We start from the raw sequence: 3,220 nt of genomic DNA on the forward strand, positions 1-3,220 counted from the left end.
TGGTCAATATACTCTGGATGAACTCTGAGTGAGCGAGACATAGTTGTCGGTTCGATGAACTACTCAAACTATAACTATCTTTTATAGTCACTCAGCCCAACTCAGGTACAACTCAGGTACAAGTCGGTAATCAATTATTAGTTGGCCATAACTCACGTCAGCTCAACAGCTTCCAAGGTCTGAACTGCTTTAGCTCCAGGGTTTGATGAAGTTGTAGTTCACCTGAAACAATTTTCATGGACAATCTCGAAAACTTCCAAACCCTTCTGGAAATTGTGTTACTAGTTCTAACCCTCTCTACTGAATCTCCATTGTTAGGTATTGTTGCTGCTATTTGTGCATTGTTGTATTTGTTAATCGACTCTGATGATTCAGATCAAGGTGAATAGTGAGGCAGTTGTCTAGCTTCAGGACTTCTACAGGAGCAACTGGATCAAGACAATACTTTTACAAGAGGTCTAGCATCAGGTTTGACGTAATGTTAATAATTGTAACAAAAAAGCGATGGCTGCGTAAAATTTATGGTTTCGGTATGATTTATAAATAGAGCAAGACTTAACAACGGTGATTACTACTGCACTTATGTAGGATTTGTAGGAACATCAACTATTGGCTAAGTGTCAAGGTAAGTGATTACTTAATCAGCTGAGGCTAAACCCTATGAAGATCAAACTCATTATTGCTTCGATGATAATCAGCGCACTATCGTTCGGAGTTTTAGGGGTTCATGCACAAATCAGTAGTGGTGGTGCAGACCCAGGACCAGGAACGGCTCAAAACGAGTCTGGTAGTGAACAAAATCCCTTACTGACAACATCTGTACAGGAAGCTGATTTCATTTTTCGAGGAACGGTTGAAAAAATTCAATATCGCCTCTCATCTAATCAGAGAGGACTTCCTCACACATTTGTGACCTATAAGGTGGAAGAAACCCTTAAAGGTCGAGTCAAGCCAGGCAGCTTGGTTACCCTTCGTTTTATCGGTGGTCATGATAATAAAGGCAATTTTCTAACAGTGTCTGGAGTTTCTTTTTTCGATGTTGGAGATACCGATATCCTTTTGGTCAAGGGTAATGGGAAATCTGGGTGTCCCCTGGTCGGATGTGCTGAAGGTCGGATTCGAGTGATCAACAATCAAGCTTTCTCTGATGAAGGACAACCAATTCTACTCACTAGTCAAGAACAACTAGTTTATGGCAAACATCGTCCTTTGAAAGAAGTAGTTACCCACAGGATAGGTGACACAGTTATTGAGACTGTTTTGTCAACTCCTACTGGAAAAAACCAGGATGGCTCTTCAGAATCTGGTGTGGTTGAGTCTGCCAATGTTCAAGTATTTGAACAACCCCTAGAGCGGACTAAACTTGAAGGTCTGATCAAAACTAAATTAAACCAGCTCAGCCGAGCGGGACAGGTGCAGAGACGACAGTTTACTACCACTGTAGATCCTGACAAAAACTTTGTGGTCAAGCTAGGTTCCCCTTCAGCTCCACCCCAGACTACAGTATCCCCTGGTTTTGAAAATTCAATTCTATCGAGTACAGCAGATCGTAGGGAGATGGAGATGTTAATGAAAAATGAAGGCAATCCCGTCTTACCCAATTCCGGAAGATAATTTTTATCCCCTTTATAGAAAAGGGGATTGGTAAGTTGCTTGAAACTTACCACTTGTGACTTGTTAATTATCAATGAACAACCAGTAAAAAGTTATAAGCCAAATTAATAAGTCACAATTAACCAAAAACAAATTCAGTTGGATTAGACCAAGAAACAACTAGGAGACTGATCATGAAGAGACCTATAGCCGGTTTAATGGCTTTATCATTGTTTGTCGCTATTACTGGCTACATGCCTAAAGCTTCCGCCTACCAAGTTTACAAATGTAATGGTAAGACGATCAAGTGGCCAAGTAGTAAGATTCCAGTTCGGATGCGCTCAGCTAGTGTCAGTTTTCCCTCTGGTGCGTGGAGAAATGCTTTATTAGAGGCTGTCAATAGTTGGAACAGAAATCCCAGTAAGTTTTCCTTTAGTTTGACCTACAACGACAGCAGTGTTCGACGACAAAATGGCCAGAATGAAATCTGGTTTACCAGTGATGACAGTCTACTCAATGGTGCACCAGCACGGGCTTTTCTGCGGTGGAGGTGTCCCAATCTGACAGAAGCAGATATAGTCTTCGATAATCGAGTATCTTACACCACCAGCACTAGCAAAACCTTACTCTGGCCCTATGGGGGAAGGAATCGTCCTTTCCAAACAACTGCTATGCATGAACTGGGTCATGCTTCAGGTCTTCGGCATGAGAACCGATATTACAACATCATGGGCCAAGATTGGGATCATATCCATGCCAATGCCTCCACGGCAAGAGCCTATGCTGGTGAAGATGCTTCCCATGGTTCAGTATTTCTTTATGGTGTACGTTCTCCTCAGCGCCAAGATGTGGCAGTAGTTCATTGGAAGCGCTCAGGTAGCAGTGGTGAATATAGTACACACAGAAGAACCCAAATGTACAACTCTTCTGGATCACTTCTGAGTTCCTTCACCTCATCCGGTGAGCCAGTTTATCGAGTTAACAAAGGGCAACGGGTTCAGGTAGAATTTACCTATGAAAATAATGGTGCTTCTACTCAAAGGCCTCGGGTGGGCTTCTATATTTCTACTAATAATCTCATCACGACCTTTGATACCAAAATTGCCGATGTTGGCTTTACCCTTGTTAGGAACACTCCTTATACTGCCAAAAATTCAGTGACTATTCCTAGCAATTTAACTCCTGGAAGGTACTACATCGGTGCGATTGTTGATAACAATAATAGGATCGGTGAAATACACGAAAGCAACAATGCTACCTATATCGCGATTCAAGTAAACTAACCGAAGTTGGGGAATGGGGTCGCGAGTGGGCGCGGGGAGATGAAATTGATGTGTAGCTGTAATTTACACAATTGGTATCAAAATACCAACTTCATCGATAACTACTTGATACACAAGTCCCGATTCCCGATTCCCGATTCCCGATTCCCTGTACTATACTCGTTATTTTAACAACTATAGACCTAAAATATTACTACAAATTTTGCCGATTCACTATCTGAATTTTATTGACAAAATAAGCTTCTCGATGCTGCAATGACTCAGCCAAGTCTAGCCCCTTTTGAAATGCTGCTAAGGCTTGAGGATAATTGTTCATATCCAGATAAATTTGACCAATGTTGTCG

At 41.8% G+C, this 3,220-nt stretch carries 5 protein-coding genes; 4 read left to right on the plus strand and 1 reads right to left on the minus strand.

What is annotated here, in order from left to right; genetic code table 11:
* Positions 1–236: 236 nt before the first annotated feature.
* The 4 genes from F6K37_RS35780 (at position 237) to F6K37_RS35795 (ending at position 3,047) form a co-directional block, all read left to right on the plus strand.
* The gene (locus F6K37_RS35780; protein WP_287255673.1) at positions 237–389 is read left to right on the plus strand and encodes a hypothetical protein; all 153 of its coding nucleotides are present in this window, start codon (positions 237–239) and stop codon (positions 387–389) included.
* A gap of 271 nt (positions 390–660) precedes the next feature.
* Positions 661–1,614, plus strand: coding sequence for a hypothetical protein (locus tag F6K37_RS35785; protein WP_287255675.1), 954 nt, complete (start codon positions 661–663; stop codon positions 1,612–1,614).
* 173 nt (positions 1,615–1,787) lie between these two features.
* Positions 1,788–2,876, plus strand: a complete 1,089-nt coding sequence (locus F6K37_RS35790) for a Wzt carbohydrate-binding domain-containing protein (protein ID WP_287255677.1) — start codon at positions 1,788–1,790, stop codon at positions 2,874–2,876.
* Positions 2,877–2,924: 48 nt separating this feature from the next.
* Entirely contained in the window at positions 2,925–3,047 is a 123-nt protein-coding gene (locus tag F6K37_RS35795) for a hypothetical protein (RefSeq protein WP_287255679.1), read from the plus strand.
* Between the two features lie 22 nt (positions 3,048–3,069).
* Here the strand turns inward: F6K37_RS35795 and F6K37_RS35800 are convergent, their stop codons facing one another.
* Positions 3,070–3,213 (minus strand): tetratricopeptide repeat protein, encoded by a 144-nt coding sequence (locus F6K37_RS35800; protein ID WP_353838898.1) that lies wholly within the window; start codon positions 3,211–3,213, stop codon positions 3,070–3,072.
* Between the last annotated feature and the right edge of the window lie 7 nt (positions 3,214–3,220).

This window comes from Moorena sp. SIO4E2 (assembly GCF_010671945.1).
Taxonomy (GTDB): Bacteria; Cyanobacteriota; Cyanobacteriia; order Cyanobacteriales; family Coleofasciculaceae; genus Moorena; species Moorena producens.

Bases quoted from the DNA above. Each gene is read 5' to 3' on its own strand.
- F6K37_RS35780 (WP_287255673.1), top strand. From the start codon at position 237: ATGGACAATCTCGAAAACTTCCAAACCCTTCTGGAAATTGTGTTACTA.
- F6K37_RS35785 (WP_287255675.1), top strand. From the start codon at position 661: ATGAAGATCAAACTCATTATTGCTTCGATGATAATCAGCGCACTATCG.
- F6K37_RS35790 (WP_287255677.1), top strand. From the start codon at position 1,788: ATGAAGAGACCTATAGCCGGTTTAATGGCTTTATCATTGTTTGTCGCT.
- F6K37_RS35795 (WP_287255679.1), top strand. From the start codon at position 2,925: ATGTGTAGCTGTAATTTACACAATTGGTATCAAAATACCAACTTCATC.